This window comes from Haemophilus sp. 27098_8_127 (assembly GCF_041433495.1).
Taxonomy (GTDB): domain Bacteria; phylum Pseudomonadota; class Gammaproteobacteria; order Enterobacterales; family Pasteurellaceae; genus Haemophilus_D.
The window spans coordinates 123,580-142,070 of record NZ_JAPWBP010000002.1 but is presented as its reverse complement, the minus strand read 5'-3'; the positions used below and the strand labels follow the sequence as shown (position 1 = coordinate 142,070).

Below are 18,491 nucleotides of genomic sequence, written 5' to 3'. Positions count from 1 at the left end.
GATGAAAAAAATCGAAGCCATTATTAAGCCATTTAAATTAGATGATGTGCGTGAAAATTTATCTGATATCGGTATTAGCGGAATGACCGTGACTGAAGTCCGTGGTTTTGGCCGCCAAAAAGGGCATACAGAGCTTTATCGCGGTGCGGAATATATGGTGGATTTTCTACCTAAAGTGAAAATGGAAATTGTCGTGCCGGATGATTTACTTGAACAATGTCTTGAAACCATTGTTGAAACTTGCCAAACAGGGAAAATCGGTGATGGGAAGATCTTTGTTTATGATGTAGAACGCGTGATCCGTGTTCGTACAGGCGAAGAAAATGAGGAAGCCATTTAGTGGAAAAAAACTTAAATTTTAACCGCACTTTAGTCGCAATGGCAGCTTTAGTGATTGTATTTGCGGGAATTAAATTGGCGGCGGAGATTGTCGTGCCTTTTTTATTGGCATTATTTATCGCCATTATTTGTTCGCCGGTAATTAAAGCGATGACACAACGCAAAGTGCCACATGGTATTGCGATTGCCTTGTTGTTTATCTTAATTTTAATCGTATTCTTTTTCCTGGCAGGATTAATTAACAGCAGTGTGCAGGAATTCACTCGCTCAATTCCTCAATATAAAGTGTTGCTTTCAGAGCGTATAAATGACGCCATGGCATTAGCTCAAAAACTGAAATTGCCGATTGTAATTTCTCGCGAAGCCATTATGGAGCATTTTGATCCAAGTGTGATCATGAACTTTGTGAGCCGTTTGTTATTAAACTTTTCTGGTGTGGTGACAAATGTTTTTGTGTTGATCTTAGCGGTGATTTTTATGCTGCTTGAAGCACCAACCATGAAGCATAAACTTGCTTTAGTTTTAAGTGATAATGAACATGATGTTGTCGCGGAAGAACATCACATCGATCGTATTTTAGACGGTGTGATTAGTTATCTTGGTGTGAAAACGGTGATTAGCTTATTGACAGGCGTCACGACTTGGATTTTGTTAGACGTAGCGGGTGTGCAATATGCGATTTTATGGGCAACCTTAAGTTTCTTATTAAATTATATTCCGAATATTGGTTCGATTATTGCCGCAGTGCCTATTATTGTTCAAGCGTTATTACTGAATGGATTTGGTGTAGGTATGGGCGTGACAGCTGGTATTATTGCATCCAATATTGTGATTGGTAATATTATTGAACCGAAAATGATGGGGAAAACCTTAGGACTTTCTACCTTGGTCGTATTCTTTTCGTTGCTTTTCTGGGGATGGTTGCTCGGTACAGTCGGTATGTTACTTTCAGTGCCGCTAACAATGGCGTTTAAAATTACCTTAGAAAGCTCTGAATCAACGAAGAAATATGCGGCTTTATTAGGTGATGTAAACGACTAAAGTGCGGTCATAAAATGTCATAATTTTAGCAATAAAAAAGCCACCGTTATGGTGGCTTTCTTTTTATCTGATGTTTAATAGATTAAGGTAAATCATCTACTTCTTTATCCACTTTTGGTGGAATCATATGTTCACGGCGTAGGCCGATATCATAAGCAATCGCAATCGCGATAAAGATTGATGAATAAGTACCAAAACCGATACCAATTAATAACGCTAATGAGAAGTTATGAATTGATGGACCACCAAAGAAGAACAAGGCAATCACAACAAGAAGCGTTGTGAGAGATGTCATGATGGTTCTCGATAAAGTTTGCGTTAAGGAAATATCAATAATATCGATGGTTTCTACACGGCGAATTTTACGGAAGTTTTCACGAACACGGTCGAATACCACGATACTATCGTTGATAGAATAACCTACAACGGAAAGAATCGCCGCCACGAAGGTTAAATCCATTTCGACTTGTAATGCAGAGAATACACCGAGTGTAATCACCACGTCATGCGCAAGTGAGGCAATACCACCAAAACCTAAACGCCATTCAAAACGTGAGCCCACGTAAATTAACATCATTGCTAGGGTTGCAAGGGTCGCATAAACCGCACCTTGAGCCAGTTCTTCACCGACGTTTGGACCGACGAATTCGATACTGTTAATATGAATATTAGGGTCAATTGTTTGGAGCATGCTTTTAACGTGATCACCAATAGCAGAATCGTTATTGTCAGCCGGTAAGCGAATCATCACGTCTTGTACAGAACCCGTTGTTTGTACAATCGGGCTTGCAATCCCATTTTGATTTAATGTGCCACGGATTTTTTCTAAATCAGCCGGTTGTGAGAAGTGAGTATCAAATACCACACCACCGGTAAAATCCAAGCCCCAGTTGAAGCCTTTTGTCACAATGAAGAAGAGGGAAATCGCCATTAAAATTGCGGAAAATGCATACCCTACAAATCTCACTTTCATAAATTCAGTGAGAGGGAATGGCAATTTAATCCCATTCACTTCACGGATAAAATGTCCGTTTTTATCTTTTGCAAATAATCTCATCTTATCCTACCTAAATTGATAATTTTTCAAGACGTTTACCGCCGTATAGGAAGTTCACGATAGCACGTGTTCCAGTAATCGCTGTAAACATTGAAATTGCTACGCCTAATGCAAGGGTTACCGCAAAGCCTTGAATTGGACCGGTACCCACAGCATAAAGAATGATTGCCGTTAAAATTGTGGTTAAGTTCGCATCGAAGATAGAGGTGAATGCACCGTTATAACCTTCGTTAATGGCTTGCTGGATTGGACGACCATTACGAATTTCTTCTTTGATACGCTCAAAAATAAGTACGTTGGCATCCACCGACATCCCCAGGGTTAATACGATACCCGCAATCCCCGGCATGGTGAGTGTTGCACCAGGTAGGATAGACATCAAACCGACTAATAAAACGATATTAATCACCAAGGCGAAGCTTGCGATAATACCGAAGATTTTATAGTAAATCAGCATGAAGACTATGACGGCAATTAAGCCCCAGAAGCTTGCATCAATACCTTGTTCTACGTTTTGTGCACCAAGAGAAGGACCGATTGTTCGTTCTTCAACAATTTGCACTGGCGCAATTAATGCACCTGATTTTAATAACATAGAAAGGTTTTGTGCTTCGGCCGAGCTGCTTACACCAGTAATTTGGAAGTTAGAACTGAAGCGACCTTGAATGGTAGCAACGTTAATCACTTCTTCACTTTTCTCTAAAATGGTTTTGCCATTTTCGTCTTTTTTACCGTTGTCTTTGTATTCTACATACAAGGTTGCCATTGGTTTTTTGTAGTATTTCTTGGTGGTTTGCGACATGATTTCGCCGCCTTCACTGTCCAAGGTTACACTTACTTGTGGTGTGCTGGTGTTTTGGTCTAAACCAGAACTTGAGTTGATGATGTGCTCACCACCTAATACCGCACGTTTGTAAAGTGCAACAGGTCTACCTTGACGGTCATATTTGATTTCTGTGTCAGAAGGTAACATACCACGAGCAGCCGATTCAGGATTTACTAATGAATTCACAATACGGAATTCAAGTGTTGCAGTTGCCCCTAAGATTTCTTTTGCACGCGCCGTATCTTGAACACCCGGCAATTCGATTACGATACGTTCTGCGCCTTGACGTTGGATAACCGCTTCAGCTACGCCTAATTCAGCAACACGTTTACGTAAAATCGTTAAGTTTTGCTCGATGGCTAAGTTACGTGATTCTGTTAATGCCGCTTCTGAAAGGGCAAGGTTTAAGGTGTTGTCACCAATGTCAGACACGTCTAATGTTGGGTGTAACTGACGAATAATACGCGCTGCTTTTGACATTTGGTCTGCGTTTTCTAATGTGACCGTTGTACCAAATTTGTCGCCATTTTTAATCGCCGTAAACTGAATTTTTTCTTTACGTAATTCGTTGCGTAATGTGTCTTGTAACTGTTCTTGACGTTTAGCCAATGCAGAATTCATATCCACTTCCATCAAGAAACGTACCCCACCACGTAAGTCCAAACCCCATTTCATTGGATTTGCACCAATGCTGCTTAACCAAGCTGGTGTTGCCGGTGCAAGGTTTAATGCGGTGGTGTAGTTAGTGCCAAGTTTTTCTGCAATTTTATCTTTGGCAAGAAGTTGGTCATCTGTGTTGGTGAAACGGGCAAGAATGGAGCCATTTTCAAGAACGATAGATTTGGTTGGAAGGTTATTTTCTTTCAGTACATTTTGTACTTCAGTTAATGCGGTGGTGTCTGCTTGTTGTCCGCGAGTACCAGAAATTTGCACCGCTGGATCTTCACCATAGATATTTGGAAGAGAGTATAAAGCACCAATGGCGACCACAAGGATCACCATTAGATTCTTCCATAATGGGTAACGATTTAACATAGTTTTCCCTTTAGGAATTTAAATTAGAGAGATTTTACAGAACCTTTCGGTAATACTGAAACGATGTAGTTACGGTTAATCGTGATTTCAGTGGTATCGTTTAACGCGATAACAATTTCAGCACCTTCAGTGACTTTGGTGATTCTACCAATCAAACCACCAGCGGTTAATACTTCAGTGCCTTTCGCTAATTCAGACATTAATTTTTTGTGCTCTTTATTACGTTTCGCTTGTGGACGGTAAATCATAAAATAAAAAATTAAACCGAAGATCACGAAAATAAATAACGTGGACATTGGGCTTTGTGCTTCCATTGTGTTTTCCTTATAAAATGAAAAGTTAAAAGTGTGCGTAAAATACCATAAAACGGCATTCAGTAAAAGCCGATGAAGGCAATAACAACTAGAATTTTTGGATTAATTGATTTTTTTCAAGCAAACTTCGAAGATTTGCTCGGAAAGCCAATGTTGATCCACTAATTCACATTGATTTTCTTCACAAAAAACAACAAAATTTTCTACCGCACTTTGACGATTTAATTGCAAAACTAATTCATCATTCGGCGCTAAATTTGCCAACGCCTTCTTCGCGGTTAAAAGCGGAATCGGGCAGGAAAGTGCGGTCAAATTTAATTGATATTTCATGATTTAAGCTTGGCGACGAGCAAACATAATTTTGCCCATAGCCGTGAGTTGTTCTGCTGATAAATATTGCTTACCAAGCTCAAATAGCGGCTCCTCAAGGGCAATGTGTCTATCATAGCTCGCCACAAACAGTGTAATCAGTCTTTCATCTACATCAGTACGTTTCTCGGTAATTAATTCTTCTAGCTGCTCCGAAAGCTTTGCCCAATTTTCATGCAAAGTCACATGTTGGCGTTCTAATTCATCCACCGATTCTTTCGCTTGAGGCGCTTTTTCAATTAAAGCGGGGAAAAAATCTTTTTCTTCATCATCATGATGAAGTGGTGCAGCATGATTAAAATACTGCAAAATGGTTTTTACATCATTTAATACGGCTTGATTCACGCCATTTTTTTCTAAGTAGCCAGGAAGAATCGTAAGCTGCTTGCAAAAGCGTTTCACTTTGCTATGACAAGCATAAAGCATATCAATCGGCTCATTCCAAGTGGCAAATTGTTGAGGTTCGAGGATTTGCATAAGGTTTCCTTTGTTAAAAAGTGCGGTCAAAAAACATTTCATTTTTCTACCGCACTTTCATCAATTATGATTTATCCGCTAATTGTAATGGGGGAACTGGTTTGCCCATGCGAGCATAGAATTCCACGACAAAATCATCAAAACGATCGTCTTCGATAGCCTGACGAATTTCCGCCATTAAGCGTTGATAATAGCGTAAATTGTGAATGGTATTTAAGCGTGCACCTAAAATTTCACCGCATTTATCTAAATGATATAAATAGGCTTTGGTGTAGTTTTTACAGGTGTAGCAATCACATTCTGGATCCAATGGGCTGGTATCATCACGATATTTTGCATTACGGATTTTAACAATGCCGTCAGTCACGAATAAATGACCGTTACGAGCGTTACGGGTTGGCATTACGCAGTCAAACATATCAATACCACGACGCACACCTTCCACTAAATCTTCCGGTTTACCTACGCCCATTAAATAACGCGGTTTATCAGCCGGAATTTGTGGGCAGATGTATTCTAAAATGCGGTGCATATCTTCTTTTGGTTCGCCTACCGCTAAACCGCCCACCGCATAACCGTCAAAGCCAATATTCACTAAGCCTTCTAGTGATACTTTACGTAATTCTTCAAACACGCCGCCTTGGATAATACCGAATAGGGCATTTTTATTGCCTAATTCATCAAAGCGATCGCGGCTGCGTTTTGCCCAACGAAGAGACATTTCCATAGATTTTTTCGCATAATCGAAAGTCGCTGGATAAGGCGTACATTCATCGAAAATCATCACGATGTCAGACCCTAAATCATATTGAATTTCCATAGACTTTTCAGGCGAAAGGAAAATGCGCTCACCGTTAATTGGGTTTTGGAATTTCACGCCTTCTTCGGTGATTTTACGTAATTTACCTAAACTAAATACTTGGAAACCGCCACTGTCAGTCAAAATCGGACGATGCCATTGCATAAAGTCATGTAAATCACCGTGTTTACGCATCACTTCCTGACCTGGACGAAGCCATAGATGAAATGTGTTACCAAGCAAAATTTCTGCACCTGTCGCACGCACTTCTTCTGGTGTCATGCCTTTTACCGTGCCATAAGTACCCACAGGCATAAATGCAGGGGTTTCCACGCTGAACGTACCTTGTGGACGTTCAAACACCAAGCGACCACGACGCGCACTGCCGCTGGTTTTATCTAATTCATATTTCATTTTCTTTCCTCAACGAATAAACAGTTCGTAGGTTGTTATTCAATAAAAAAGCCTGTTAGTACAGGCTTCTTGATAGGTATTTTATGAGTTGGTTGAAAATAAGTCAAACCACTTATTCTAACCCTTTCACATTGGGATTTTTGGTAATGAACATCGCATCGCCATAACTGAAAAAACGGTAGCGATTTTCGACCGCACTTTTATAGGCGTTCATGGTGTGGCTAAAGCCTGCAAAGGCAGACACCAACATAATCAATGTGCTTTCTGGCAAGTGGAAGTTAGTAATCAACGCATCCACCACACGGAATGATTTACCTGGGTAAATAAAAATAGACGTATCAGAAAAATAAGGTTCAATTAAATCTGGGTTGCCATTTTCTTCTGCTGATAGGGCTGCGGTTTCAACAGAACGCACTGATGTTGTACCTACCGCAATCACACGTTTACCCGCTTTCTTCGTTTCAATAATGGCATTGCAGACTTCTTGAGAAAGCTCCACATATTCCGCGTGCATAATGTGATCTTCAATATTTTCAACACGTACGGGTTGGAATGTGCCTGCGCCCACGTGCAAAGTCACAAATTCAAAATTAACGCCTTTTTCATGTAATTTTTGTAAAAGCTCATCATCAAAATGCAAGCCAGCCGTTGGCGCAGCCACTGCACCAGGCACTTTGTTATACACGGTTTGATAGCATTCTTGATCCGCTTCTTCATCAGGGCGATCAATATAAGGCGGCAAAGGCATATGACCGATTTCTTGTAACACATCAAGTACATTGCGACTTTTATCCGCTAATTCCACTTCAAAAAGCGTATCTTGACGACCAACCATAATGGCTTTTACGCCCTTATTTTCACCGAGTTTATCTTCACCTAAAAATAATTCAGCACCTTCTTTCGGCGCTTTTGACGAACGAATATGCGCTAAAAAATGATGTTCACTTAAAACACGCTCTACTAACACTTCAATTTTTCCGCCACTGGCTTTACGACCAAACATACGAGCAGGGATCACACGCGTATTGTTAAAAATCAACAAATCCCCTTCGTCGATTAAATCCAATACATCGGTAAAAGTGCGGTGAGAAATTTCTCCGCTTTCGCCATTGAGTTGTAACAAGCGGCAAGAAGAGCGATCTTCTTTAGGGTAACGAGCAATCAGCTCATCAGGTAAGTCAAAATGAAAGTCAGAAACACGCATAATTATAAATAATGAAAGCTAAAAATGGGGCATAGTCTAGAGCGAATAAGGGGGAAATACAAGGGGGAGAGATAGAGTAGGGCGGTAAATATTATACTATTCAAATTTATTAAGTTTTATTCCGCCGCATCGCCCTCAATACCGTGTACTAGGTCGAGCTCCGACGCCCCTTTCAACTGCCGCAGCGAAATATTCAACGAATCGACCGCACTTTGAATCGCCGCATTCTAGCCATAATTGCGAATCTGCCGCTGAAGCACCCGCTTACTCGCCTGAATCTTCGCTGCAATGATATTGCGCGCAATCGGCACAGGATTTTGCTCCGACACCCGATACTGCGCCCGACGCAAAACCCCAGCAAAACGGCGATGCCAGCATATTCCCGAAACAGAAAATATGCCCGATAGACACCGGCAACTGTGTGACCTTCTTTCGCTCCTATTCCACCACCAGCATCTCCCGTTCCTTATGCAGATAACTGCCTTGGGTGGTGATGTAGAGCGTATTTTGCAATTTACGCATGGGGGAAACTCCTTGGGTTTTGACCGCACTTTTGGGGTATTTAACAGGGTTGCTCCACCTGAAAAATGGTAAGTCGGATTCTCGAATCCGACACTTTCAAAATTACCGCAATAATTTCAAATCATATAAATATCAAAAGGTTGTCGGATACAAGTATCCGACCTACATAGACTGAAACATAAGGTCGTCTGAAAGTTTGAAGCAATGGCTTGAACAGCAGAAAACCGCGTGCGTACCGCACACGCCTTACATTTTGATTTTAAAGGTGTAGATGTAGGCTGCGGTTTACTTACTTCACCTTAGTTACTCAACCTTTTTATATAAAACTGCGTTTCTATTCTCAAGTTTAATATTTAAATATCCATTATCAAAATTAGCAGTACCAATAAGGACAATTTTATACACTGAATCTTTATCAAAACATTCATTTATTGAACCACGATACAGGCTAGTCCTATACTTCCATACTCCATCTTTATTTTTTGTTTTTATAACCCATCTAAAATAAGTGTTTCCTGTTTTTGATTGTTTTTCTTCAGATGAAATCTGAACATCCCCATAGAAAAGATAAAGCTTACCTGAAATATCTGAGTCAATCCATCCAGAAAGCCTTTGTTTTCTTATCGTCTTTTTTATAACCTTTTTACTTTGAGTATTCTCTTCCTCATCAAAAAGAAAAGAATTGTTTTCGATAGTCAGATTAGATTGTAATTCTGCTATATCATTTTTACTAGGCATTAATTGACGCATCATGCTATTTAAACGATTTTTTACTTGCTCAGAAGTTAATTTTTCAAGATACTTCAGGATAGTAGTTTTCCTTGCATAAGAATAATTATATGAGCAACTATTTGAGTGAAGAGATGATGGAATACTTCTTAGATGAGGTGTTTTACCATGAACAAACGATAAGGCAGCAATATAACATTCTGGACAAAAAATATGGTTTAAATAGGGATTGATATTGCCATTTTTATCATCATAAGCTATCAAAACATCAACTTTTTTAATTGAATTACTTGTTCTATCAAAAAAATCTTCAAATTTTTTTGGTTTTGACATTTTAACTCCTCAATAACTAAACTGTCTCACAAATGTAGTTTAGCGCATCTAAATAAATTTAAAAATTAACAAATCTTCGTCCATAATTTGTGGGTTACTAGTTTTAGCTTCAGACGAAATCTCTATAGAAATAAGATAAAATCAATATGTTAACAGATGTTTTTTATAGTAAATTAAATTCAAACTAGTACATCTCTGCCAATACCATTATATGCCATTTGTATATAACAAGCATTGATGCTTTGTCCTCATTTGAATTCAATCCGCCATATTCTCCTATTTCACAAACATCCCCTATACTCCTATCCAGCTCCCCAACAACTCCGGCTGGCAAATCTCCACCATCGAGCAGGTTTTGCAGCGTTTGCCGTAGTCGGGCGGGGGGCGCTGTTTAGGAGTTCGCGCATGGCGGCAATGGTGGCGAGTGTTGGGGGCGTAGGTCGTCTGAAAATACGATGGGAACACGGTGGCGGGTTTGCATATACCACAGTGCGCCCTCAGAGACGGTTTTGGCGGCAAGGTTGGTGGAGATAAAGCCGTGTATTTTATGATTATCTAGATCATGCGCAAATACTGGAGGAGAGAAAATTAACACTGACAGAATTAATGTTTTTTTCATAGAAATTTTTTTAAGTTAGTAAAAGTTCTAATAAATCATATTTCAATAAATTTTATTTTACTCATAAAAAAACGCCCTTTCGGACGTTTTTATTAATTATCTGCCACAATCACATTGTGGAATTGGCATAGGGCGGTGTTTAGCTCTAATAATTGCGCCGGTACGCGGGTCTTCACGCGTCCAACGGAAAATTAGAGGGCAAACACGACCACACTTAGAACAAGTTGTCATAGCCATTAGGCTTACCTCTTATTTTTCAGGTTACCATCACTTTACCTATAGACAATGCTATGCAACTTGTTTTAGAATACTTCACCGTTTTCGAAGGTGTTCTTCTTTTGCATGTATTGTGTACAGCGGATGGAGAACTATACATAGTAATTAATACGCCAATATTACTTACTATCCTAAAACCCAGTCTTTGTGATTGGGTTTTTACATATAGAAATCGAAAGAAAGCTGATCTACGTAGTACCCCATCTCTATTAAAATCCGCTCGGCAAAGGTGTCCGCCTGCCATTCTGCATCTTCTATTCTCGTAGGTCTTTCTTTAGCGTTATGTAACACTGCATTGTGACCTAAGAATAAATGCCCAAGTTCATGCAACATTACAAATAAAGCATCTCTTTCCCCACGACACGCCATCGTGTAAATCCTTTCAGGAATCCTTATTGTCCTAGTTGGTGGGTAGAAATGCCCACGAGTAAGATCATTAGTGTATTTTGCCCACTCTTTATCCGACATAGGATCAATAATGATTCCGTATTCACTCAATTGCTCAAATAAACGGTCGCAATGCTTTCTGTTGCGTTTATTGAAACCCAATATGCTACTCACATTTAACGCAATGTGAGAAATTTCTACTTCTTGCATAGGTGCAACTCTATTACCTCGCATTTCGTACATCCAGTTTACTCCTGTGGTTTATTAATATCTTCTAGCAAAGAAGCAAATTTTTTCAATTGCTCAGGAGTAAATGGAGAGCTTGCAAAACCAGCCACTAACATTTGCTGTTGCAATGAGAGTCCTTTAACAGGAACCATTTCATTTGCAACATTAGCCAACTCCTGAAGGTTACTTATCTCAACACCTTTTTTCTTAAAAAAGGTTTGGATTTTCGTTACCCAACTATCTGAGATTTTTTTGCGCCCTGTTTCCATACCGCTTAAATATGCAGCTGTTGTACCTAACGCATTAGCCATGCTTAGTAAGGTTTCATTAATTTCAATTCTAGCCTTACGAACGGCTTTCCCAAATTCTGTAAGTGCCATAGTATTCCCCTCCTGTTCTTAGTTGATAGTAAAATGTTAACCTAATAAAAAAATTAAATCAACCTAAAATGAAAAATATTTTTTACCTTTTTGGTAAAATTCTAGGCGGGCAAAAACGCCCTTTCGGGCGTTTTCTCATTTTTAGCGGTTATTTTTCCCCAAACATATCAAACTGCTGTCGGGCAATTTCTTCTTTTGTGACGCGCTTCACAATTTGGTAAATCTCCTGCATGGATACGCTATATTTCCGCGGCAGTTCGCGGTGGTTTGTGCCGTTGAATTCATTGAAAATCTTGCGGTCACGTACGCTTAACAACAAAATCAGGTTTTTCGGGATATAAATAACTTCAGCTCCCCACATTTGCGCAATATGCCCGGCGACTTCCATGCCGATTTGTTTTGTCAAAATCTTTGCGAAATTCGGCGGCGTTGTTTTCTAGGTTTAAATAAAAGGCTTCGGTATCAAGATAATCGGCATCCACCAAGCAGGAATAGAGCATTCGTGTGAAAAAGGCATAGGAGAAAAAAGGATGATGCGTGTCGGCTCTGAGTGGCGGTGCGGACAGGTTTTGAGGGAGCTTGATTTCTTGTCGCCACAGGTTATCAAGGGCAGGAATATCTTCGCCAAATTGTAAAGCTAGACGCTGTTTCAAAGTACTGCGGTTATTGCCCTAACCACATCCATTAGCCAACCCCGTATGGTTCCCCACAATGCAAAATGCCATCAGTTTGCCGATCGCATTTCCCCAACGCTCGACAGCAATTTTTGCACCAGCGGTAGCATGATCGACTGATGAGCCACCATGCAATCGATGGTTAAAGGCTTCTGAATATTTCCCTAAGTCATGAAGCTGTCCCGTCAGGTAGGCAATTTCCTGCGCACCAAATACCTGAGCAAACTCCGCCGCCATTTCACCAACATTGACCGAATGGCTTTGCAAAGTTTGCCAATGTTCGTAAGGCAAGAGATTACCGAGTTTATTTTGCGCGGAATGAGCGTAGTAGGAAAGTTTTGCAAACATAATATAATCCCTTATATTTATGATTACTTTAATTACTTCGCTTAATTTACTTCTAATCTCATTTTAATGTCAAGAATGATTCTTTATATATTTTTTCATAAATAATATGAGGTTAATTGATTTTAAAATGGAGTGTTTTATATGATTTGGAGGGGCTTTTTTTTAGGATATAAAAAAGCCCTTTCAAAAAGGTGAAAGGGCAAAATATTTGGAGTCATACTATGAGTTGTTGAATTAACAAATCAGGTATGGGATGTATTATAGTACATTCTTTAACAAATGCAACAATTTTTTAACAAATTAATTGTGTGGATTGCGTGTGTTGGTGTTGACCAAGTTACGCATTAACAAAGCATAATCAAGTTGGACGTCTTGTGGTACATCTAAAAAGACAAAGTGACCATCGCCGAGTGCGGCTTCCACATTTTCGTTTTTGCGATTGAGCATTTTTTCAATCTTAAAGACGATGTTGCCTTGTGGCGTCATCATTTCCACTTCATCACCAAGCAAGAATTTATTTTTCACCGCTACTTCAGCCATGCCTTGTTCATTACGTTTACCGGTAAATTCACCGACAAATTGTTGGCGTTCAGAGATAGAGTAGCCATATTCGTAATTTTGGTATTCATCGTGAGTATGGCGACGTAAGAAACCTTCGGTATAGCCACGATGAGCAAGGGATTCCAACGTATCCATTAAGCTTTCATCAAATGGTTTGCCCGCAGCCGCATCATCAATGGCTTTGCGGTAAACTTGTGCGGTTCTTGCACAGTAATAGAATGATTTAGTACGGCCTTCGATTTTTAGAGAATGCACACCAAGTGCGGTCAATTTTTCCACGTGTTGTACTGCACGCAGATCTTTTGAGTTCATAAAGTAGGTGCCGTGCTCATCTTCAAAAGCGGTCATTTGCTCATCTGGCTTTTGTGATTCGGTATAAAGGAAAACTTTATCCGTTACCGCACCTTCGCCTAAAGTTGGCGCGACATTCTTCACTTCGATTTGTTGAGCAGGGTCGATTTTTGGCACGATGTTGCCCACTTCATCCGTAGTGCCTTCTTCCATTTTGTATTCCCAACGGCAAGCATTCGTGCAAGTACCTTGGTTTGGGTCGCGTTTGTTGATATAGCCAGAAAGTAAGCAACGACCGGAATACGCCATGCACAACGCACCATGTACGAAAATTTCGAGTTCGATATCGGGCACGTGTTGGCGAATTTCAGCGATCTCTTCAATGGACAATTCGCGCGATAAAATCACACGAGTTAACCCCATTTGTTTCCAGAATTTTACCGTTGCCCAGTTTACCGCATTCGCTTGTACAGAAAGATGAATATCAATATCCGGGAAGTTTTCGCGCACCAACATGATTAAGCCTGGGTCAGACATAATTAAGGCATCAGGACCCATGTCGATCACTGGTTGTAAATCTTTAATAAAGGTTTTGAGTTTGGAGTTGTGCGGTGCAATGTTTACGACCACATAGAATTTTTTGCCAAGCGCATGGGCTTCATCGATCCCGATTTTTAAATTGGCGTGATTAAATTCATTGTTACGTACACGTAAGCTGTAACGTGGTTGGCCTGCATAAACGGCATCCGCGCCATACGCGAAGGCGTAGCGCATGTTTTTAAGGGAGCCCGCTGGGGAGAGTAATTCAGGTTTAAATGGGGTTGTCATAATATTCTCTTGTCTGATTTCAGGTCAGTAGCTTGCTTTTGGCAAGCCGTATTAAAGGCCTGTATTTTAGGCGGATTTAGGGATTTGTAAAGTAAAAGTGCGGTTGGTTTTTCGATTGTTTTTTGAGGCGAGAAATAAAAAAGGCGAACTATTTGTTCGCCTTATCAAGATTGTATTTAATTAAATCGCCCAGCCGCCAGCATAGAATGCGACAAGCACAACAGCGATGATAATTGTGCCGATGTTGAGTTTTTTCACATCGCCACTCACGATACGACCAATCACTAATGCCGCAAAGCCAAGCATGATACCGGTTACGATGTTTGCGGTTAGCACGATGAATACCGCACAAACTAAGCCGCTCATTGCGCCCACGAAATCATCGAAGTCTAATTTGCTCACATTGCTTAGCATTAATAAGCCCACATACATTAACGCCGGTGCAGTTGCATAACCTGGCACTAAGAAGGCAAGTGGTTGGAAAAATAACATTAATAAGAATAATACGCCGACCACGATAGCGGTGATACCCGTTTTACCGCCTGCGGCTGTCCCTGCTGCTGATTCAATATAAACAGCGGCTGGCGCAGTACCGAATAAACCTGAGAATAAGCTACTTACAGAGTCAGAGGTTAAGGCTTTGCCACCGTTGATGATTTGTCCGTCTTTATCTAATAAGTCCGCTTGACCTGCAACGGCACGAATAGTACCTGTTGCATCAAATACAGCAGTCATCACTAAAGCAAAGACAATGGGTAAAATGGCTGGTTGTAATGCACCTTGTAAATCTAATTGTAAGAAAAGTGAGTTTTCACCAAAGGTTGGCATTTTGAAGATTTGGCCATTGAATGTTACGTTTGGATCGAAGATTAAACCTACGATAGTAATTGCGATGATGACCCATAAAATCCCGCCTTTCACTTTCATTTTTTCTAAGCCGATAATAAATGCAAGGCCAATTAAAGACATCATTACTGGGAACGAGGTGAAATCACCTAATTTAACTGGTAAACCCGCTTGGTTGCCGACCACTAAGCCTACGCCGTTTGCGGCGATTAAAAGTAAGAATAAGCCGATCCCGATCCCTGCACCATGCGCGATGCTTGATGGCAGGTTACGTAAGATCCAAGAGCGAATACCTGTCGCAGAGATTAAGGTGAATACCAAACCCATAAGGAATACAGCACCTAATGCCACAGGAATAGAAACATGTTGACCAATGACTAAGCTAAATGCGGTGAAGGCAGTTAATGAAATGGCACAACCGATCGCCATTGGCGCATTTGCCCAAAAGCCGATTAAAATCGAACCAAGCCCCGCGACTAAACAGGTTGCGATAAACACTGATTCAGCTGGAAAGCCTGCATCACCAAGCATTTTGGGCACAACAATCACAGAATACACCATGGCTAAGAAGGTGGTTAAACCCGCAATGATTTCTTGACGAACTGTTGAACCGCGTTTACTGAGTTCAAAAGTTTTTTCTAAACTTGACATAAAGTCCCCTAGGTTAATAATCAAAAAAAGACGTGCTATTTTATAGCAAATTATTTTAAAGTAAACGTTTGCGCAACCGTTTTTTTTGTCAGGCTGCGGGAAAGTGCGGTCAGTTTTGAGGATGTTTTTCGCATATTTTTTTATCGGCTAAAAACTGCTATACTCTGAAAGTTTTTAACGTAATCAAAAAAAGGAAAAACAATGGCTGATTTTAATCAAATTTTAACGCCAGGCGATGTAGATGCTGGCATTATCAATGTGGTAAATGAAATTCCAGAAGGGAGCTGCCACAAAATCGAATGGAACCGTAAAGTTGCAGCGTTCCAATTAGACCGTGTTGAGCCAGCGATCTTCGCAAAACCAACTAACTATGGTTTCATTCCACAAACTTTAGACGAAGATGGTGATGAGTTAGATGTTTTATTATTAACTCGCCAACCACTTGCGACAGGTGTATTCCTTGAAGCAAAAGTTATCGGTGTGATGAAATTCGTTGATGATGGCGAAGTGGACGATAAAATCGTTTGTGTGCCAGCAGATGATCGCGATACCGGCAATGCATACAACAGCCTTGCAGATGTACCAGCGCAATTAATCAAACAAATTGAATTCCACTTCAATAACTACAAAGCATTGAAAAAACCAGGTTCAACAAAAGTGACTCACTGGGGCGATGTAGAAGAAGCGAAAGAAGTGATTCGTGAATCAATCAAACGTTGGAATGAGCGTTAATTTTTCATTTTAATGAATTGAAAAGGCATCAGATTGATGCCTTTTGTTTTTATAGATGAATATAAAGTATTATTAAAATGAGCTGCATACACTCCTAGAATCAGAATGTTTTTAATCGTACTTGTAATGAGTATCAAAGAGGAAGTAAGTAATGAAAAGGTTAATACTAGATATTCTATTTTCTATTTTTATTGGAGTCTCTTTTTCATTATTATCGTTAATAGTTGGTAGATTGCTTTATAATATTGATAATTCAATATCTATTTTTGAGCTAGAGTTGATTGATTTTGGTATAAAGAACCTCTCATTTTTAATAAAAATGACATTATTTGTATCAAGTGGTTACTTTATTTTTTTTTATGGTAGAAGGAGTTTCAAGTAACAAGATAATGTGTGTAAATAATTAATTGTTTACGCTAGATCTTAAACTTTTAAACAAAAACACCAGAGAACTTAACCGCACTTTTTGCATTATTTATTGGTATAAAGTGCGGTCAATTTTGACTTGCACCCAAAAAAGTTGGACTAAGCCCCTAACTTAGATCGTTTCAGGAATCTGCGGCAAATTCACGGCTTCCACCGAGCCTAATGCTTTGGCTTTTTGATAAAATGCTAACTTGTATTCTAGCAAGTTTAAATAGCGTTTTAATTCAGCAATTTGACACTTCACATTTTCCGTTTGGCTTTCAAATAGTGCTAGGCGTTCGTCAATAGTATCGTCGCCAATGGTGGTGCATTCAGCGAAGCGTTTGATGTCTTTTAGGCTCATCCCTGTATTTTTCAAGCATTGTAATAAACTCAACCATTGTAAGTCGTTATCTGTAAAACGGCGATTGCCGTGTTCATCGCGCCCAACGTTAGGCAATAAGCCCTCTTTGTCGTAAAAGCGTAAGGTGTGGGCGGAGATACCGATTTTTTCGGCAGCTTTAGCGGTGGTGTAAGTCATTTTCCTTCCTTTCAAATAAAAAGTTACAAAAAACGCTTGCCTTAGAGTGAGCTCTAAAGTGTAAACTGTCGCTATCTTGCTTAGGCAAGGCCACTTTGTCAATGAATTAAGAGGAAAAACAATGGAAATTAAACAAATCAACTCAACCATCAAATCTCGTGCAGCGGTCGCATTCGCGCCAAATCAACCCTTACAAATTGTGGAAATTGACGTAGAAATGCCTCGCAAAGGCGAAGTGTTAATCCGCAATACTCACACGGGCGTGTGCCATACTGATGCATTTACGTTATCAGGAAGCGATCCTGAAGGCGTATTCCCAGTGGTACTTGGACACGAAGGTGCGGGTGTAGTTGTTGCTGTAGGTGAAGGGGTGTTAAGCGTAAAACCAGGTGATCACGTCATTCCGCTTTACACCGCAGAATGTGGAGAATGTGAGTTTTGTCGTTCAGGTAAAACCAACTTATGCGTCTCAGTGCGTGATACACAAGGTAAAGGTTTAATGCCGGACGGCACGACGCGTTTTTCTTATCAAGGTCAGCCGATCTATCACTATATGGGCTGTTCAACCTTCAGTGAATACTCAGTTGTTGCAGAAGTGTCACTGGCGAAAATCAACCCAGAAGCGAACCACGAACAAGTATGTTTACTCGGCTGTGGCGTTACCACAGGTATTGGTGCGGTACATAACACAGCAAAAGTTCAAGAAGGCGACTCTGTTGCCGTGTTTGGCTTGGGGGCGATTGGTTTAGCTGTGGTGCAAGGTGCACGTCAAGCTAAAGCGGGTCGTATTATTGCTATTGATACCAATCCTGCAAAATTCGAGTTGGCAAAACAGTTTGGTGCAACGGATTGTTTAAATCCGAACGATTACGATAAACCGATCAAAGATGTGTTGTTAGACATCAATAAATGGGGCATTGACCATACCTTTGAATGTATCGGCAACGTAAACGTAATGCGTCAAGCATTAGAAAGTGCACACCGTGGTTGGGGACAATCCATTATCATCGGCGTAGCGGGTGCAGGCCAAGAAATTTCAACGCGTCCGTTCCAGTTGGTCACAGGTCGTGTTTGGAAAGGTACCGCATTTGGTGGCGTGAAAGGTCGCTCTGAACTGCCAAAAATGGTGGAAGATTCAATGAAAGGTGACATCCAGTTAGAACCGTTTGTGACTCACACAATGACACTGGATCAAATCAATGAAGCCTTTGAGTTAATGCACGAAGGTAAATCGATCCGCACGGTTATTCATTACTAAGGTACGC

General features: G+C 40.3%; 18 protein-coding genes and 4 pseudogenes. 4 read left to right on the top strand and 18 right to left on the bottom strand.

Features of this window, described 5'->3' with window-relative positions; all coding sequences use genetic code 11:
* Position 1 precedes the first annotated feature (1 nt).
* Positions 2-340 carry a nitrogen regulatory protein P-II gene (gene glnB / locus O3746_RS03300; protein WP_005697836.1) on the top strand — a complete coding sequence of 113 codons (339 nt, stop codon included), beginning with the start codon at positions 2-4 and terminating at the stop codon, positions 338-340.
* Positions 340-1,380: an AI-2E family transporter gene (locus O3746_RS03295; RefSeq protein ID WP_371447795.1), complete on the top strand. Its 1,041-nt coding sequence runs from the start codon at positions 340-342 to the stop codon at positions 1,378-1,380. Before glnB ends, O3746_RS03295 begins: the two co-directional genes overlap by 1 nt.
* 82 nt (positions 1,381-1,462) lie before the next feature.
* On the opposite strand, the gene secF is transcribed toward O3746_RS03295, so the two are convergent.
* From secF to O3746_RS03210, 17 genes and pseudogenes are all read right to left on the bottom strand, one after another.
* Positions 1,463-2,437 (bottom strand): protein translocase subunit SecF, encoded by a 975-nt coding sequence (gene secF / locus O3746_RS03290; protein ID WP_005697896.1) that lies wholly within the window; start codon positions 2,435-2,437, stop codon positions 1,463-1,465.
* A gap of 10 nt (positions 2,438-2,447) precedes the next feature.
* Positions 2,448-4,298, bottom strand: coding sequence for a protein translocase subunit SecD (gene secD, locus O3746_RS03285; protein WP_290991108.1), 1,851 nt, complete (start codon positions 4,296-4,298; stop codon positions 2,448-2,450).
* 23 nt (positions 4,299-4,321) lie between these two features.
* On the bottom strand, positions 4,322-4,612 hold the full coding sequence (gene yajC, locus O3746_RS03280) for a preprotein translocase subunit YajC (RefSeq protein WP_070590440.1): 291 nt from the start codon (positions 4,610-4,612) through the stop codon (positions 4,322-4,324).
* Positions 4,613-4,714: 102 nt separating this feature from the next.
* A complete protein-coding gene (locus O3746_RS03275; protein WP_014064087.1) occupies positions 4,715-4,942 on the bottom strand; it encodes a sulfurtransferase TusA family protein in 228 nt (75 codons plus the stop codon).
* Between the two features lie 3 nt (positions 4,943-4,945).
* Positions 4,946-5,458 (bottom strand): hemerythrin domain-containing protein, encoded by a 513-nt coding sequence (locus O3746_RS03270; protein WP_049384546.1) that lies wholly within the window; start codon positions 5,456-5,458, stop codon positions 4,946-4,948.
* A gap of 64 nt (positions 5,459-5,522) precedes the next feature.
* Complete coding sequence (gene tgt / locus O3746_RS03265) at positions 5,523-6,671, bottom strand: tRNA guanosine(34) transglycosylase Tgt (RefSeq protein ID WP_005695471.1); 1,149 nt, start codon at positions 6,669-6,671, stop codon at positions 5,523-5,525.
* A gap of 112 nt (positions 6,672-6,783) precedes the next feature.
* Positions 6,784-7,875, bottom strand: a complete 1,092-nt coding sequence (gene queA, locus O3746_RS03260; RefSeq protein WP_290991098.1) for a tRNA preQ1(34) S-adenosylmethionine ribosyltransferase-isomerase QueA — start codon at positions 7,873-7,875, stop codon at positions 6,784-6,786.
* Between the two features lie 122 nt (positions 7,876-7,997).
* Positions 7,998-8,286: pseudogene (locus O3746_RS03255) on the bottom strand (CRISPR-associated endonuclease Cas1); the annotation flags it as partial.
* A gap of 414 nt (positions 8,287-8,700) precedes the next feature.
* Positions 8,701-9,459, bottom strand: coding sequence for a hypothetical protein (locus tag O3746_RS03250; RefSeq protein WP_049384544.1), 759 nt, complete (start codon positions 9,457-9,459; stop codon positions 8,701-8,703).
* Between the two features lie 184 nt (positions 9,460-9,643).
* Positions 9,644-9,997, bottom strand: a pseudogene (locus tag O3746_RS03245) (Dna2/Cas4 domain-containing protein); the annotation flags it as partial.
* Between the two features lie 177 nt (positions 9,998-10,174).
* Entirely contained in the window at positions 10,175-10,315 is a 141-nt protein-coding gene (locus tag O3746_RS03240; protein ID WP_160271609.1) for a hypothetical protein, read from the bottom strand.
* 198 nt (positions 10,316-10,513) lie between these two features.
* Positions 10,514-10,951, bottom strand: a complete 438-nt coding sequence (locus O3746_RS03235; protein WP_204355961.1) for an ImmA/IrrE family metallo-endopeptidase — start codon at positions 10,949-10,951, stop codon at positions 10,514-10,516.
* A 38-nt stretch (positions 10,952-10,989) separates the two neighbouring features.
* Positions 10,990-11,349, bottom strand: coding sequence for a helix-turn-helix transcriptional regulator (locus O3746_RS03230; RefSeq protein ID WP_049384542.1), 360 nt, complete (start codon positions 11,347-11,349; stop codon positions 10,990-10,992).
* A gap of 148 nt (positions 11,350-11,497) precedes the next feature.
* Positions 11,498-11,758, bottom strand: a pseudogene (locus O3746_RS03225) (Mor transcription activator family protein); the annotation flags it as partial.
* A gap of 10 nt (positions 11,759-11,768) precedes the next feature.
* Positions 11,769-12,371, bottom strand: a pseudogene (locus O3746_RS03220) (CRISPR-associated endonuclease Cas3''); the annotation flags it as partial.
* 300 nt (positions 12,372-12,671) lie between these two features.
* Positions 12,672-14,051, bottom strand: a complete 1,380-nt coding sequence (gene yegQ, locus O3746_RS03215; protein WP_049371619.1) for a tRNA 5-hydroxyuridine modification protein YegQ — start codon at positions 14,049-14,051, stop codon at positions 12,672-12,674.
* A 180-nt stretch (positions 14,052-14,231) separates the two neighbouring features.
* Complete coding sequence (locus O3746_RS03210; RefSeq protein WP_005695475.1) at positions 14,232-15,548, bottom strand: NCS2 family permease; 1,317 nt, start codon at positions 15,546-15,548, stop codon at positions 14,232-14,234.
* A gap of 201 nt (positions 15,549-15,749) precedes the next feature.
* Here O3746_RS03210 and O3746_RS03205 point away from each other — a divergent pair, with 201 nt between their 5' ends.
* Positions 15,750-16,280 (top strand): inorganic diphosphatase, encoded by a 531-nt coding sequence (locus O3746_RS03205; RefSeq protein ID WP_005695476.1) that lies wholly within the window; start codon positions 15,750-15,752, stop codon positions 16,278-16,280.
* Positions 16,281-16,818: 538 nt separating this feature from the next.
* Here O3746_RS03205 and O3746_RS03200 read toward each other — a convergent pair.
* Positions 16,819-17,226, bottom strand: a complete 408-nt coding sequence (locus tag O3746_RS03200; RefSeq protein ID WP_115912251.1) for a MerR family transcriptional regulator — start codon at positions 17,224-17,226, stop codon at positions 16,819-16,821.
* A gap of 148 nt (positions 17,227-17,374) precedes the next feature.
* Between O3746_RS03200 and O3746_RS03195 the strand changes: the two genes are divergently transcribed.
* Positions 17,375-18,484 carry an S-(hydroxymethyl)glutathione dehydrogenase/class III alcohol dehydrogenase gene (locus O3746_RS03195; protein WP_197542873.1) on the top strand — a complete coding sequence of 370 codons (1,110 nt, stop codon included), beginning with the start codon at positions 17,375-17,377 and terminating at the stop codon, positions 18,482-18,484.
* The last annotated feature ends 7 nt before the right edge of the window (positions 18,485-18,491 follow it).